The sequence below is a fragment of the Rhizobacter sp. P1_G5 genome (genome assembly GCF_056405435.1).
In genome coordinates this window covers 1-1,234 of sequence record NZ_JBFUCB010001014.1, presented here as the reverse complement: position 1 = coordinate 1,234, position 1,234 = coordinate 1, and the positions used below count along the sequence as shown (strand labels likewise).

General features: G+C 57.4%; 1 protein-coding gene. It reads left to right on the top strand.

Annotated elements, in window-relative coordinates; all coding sequences use genetic code 11:
• On the top strand, nt 1-290 hold a 290-nt coding region (locus AC1D12_RS33650; RefSeq protein WP_477845420.1), incomplete at its 5' end, for a hypothetical protein.
• Between the last annotated feature and the right edge of the window lie 944 nt (nt 291-1,234).

Below are 1,234 nucleotides of genomic sequence, written 5' to 3'. Positions count from 1 at the left end.
GCCCTAGGGCGAAGGTTCCGATTGATTGCAATGTGAAGCTAACAATTGCGTTCAAAAGGTCCTCGATTTCCTTTAACCAAGGAATTGCCGGCTTTCTCTCTTCCGTAGGCCGGTTTGTGATTGTTTTTGGTCGCTGCCTTTTGAGTCGTGACCTTTTCGGCCATCGGGACGACATACGTGGCCGCATACTCATGAATTACTCCCTTATGGCAACGGGTAAGGTCAAGGAATGCCAATCAAGCAGTCAGCACTTTCATCGTTCTCAAGCGGGGTTACAAGAACGCCCCTAATGGCCTTATCTCCGCCTGAAGTATCTGGCAAATGTCCCGAAGGCTACTTGCCCCCCTTAACAAGCGTGCAGTACGCGACCCTAACAGCGGCAACCGTCTGAAGGAATCAGCAAAAGACTGATTCGGTGCCATTGTTGATCCGAGACGCGTCAGGCCGCGCTGGCATACACCCTCTCCAAGTCCCGTTGAACACCGGGTGACAGGCCGGTCCGTGAAGTGAGCGTTGGCGCGGCTTTGCGGCCGATTCTCAATTCCAAGGAACTCGCTTTCGCAGCCGATCCAGCCCGTGGCCCGCAAGCGAATTCCAAGCACCCTGCGTCGGTGCCGAGCGCCGGCATCACGCCGGACGCACTCGCCTCAGCGGCTTTGCAATGTACCGCAACCCAATGAAATCAATGAGTTGCGATGCTGCTACCAAAATCGCTACTCCAAAGTACAGGACATGGCAACTCGTCAGGTGCGTTGCCCCGTCAGGACGCCTCAACGGAACCGGCGCATAGCAGTTCACCTTCGCCACACCCAAAGAACTGCAGCGAAGTGCAGCAGCAGAATTGGGACGAGCAGAGAGCCGCTCACGAAGCCCATGAGACCCCACGCTGTACACGAAGCGGCAATCAGCGCCGCAGCAGAGGAGAGGTAGCGCATCAACGAATCATCGCATGCTCACGCCAGCGGACTCGATCGCTGCCAGGGTGTCGTGGGAATACCGGCGTGACAGGCCGATGCGTGGAGTGAGCATTGCCACGGGTTTCCGTTCGTCATTCCAAAGAACGCCCGTTCGTCGACGGTTTAGCCCGGTAGGTCGCACCAAAATTTCAAACTTCCGAAGGCCGTCTTTTCAGGCCGACGACCGGTCTTAGCGGGGCCCACAGCGATGCGAGCCCCTTGCCGCTGAGCCAGACTCGCAAGTGCCGCCCCTCGTCCAAGCTGCCGACGAGCAATAG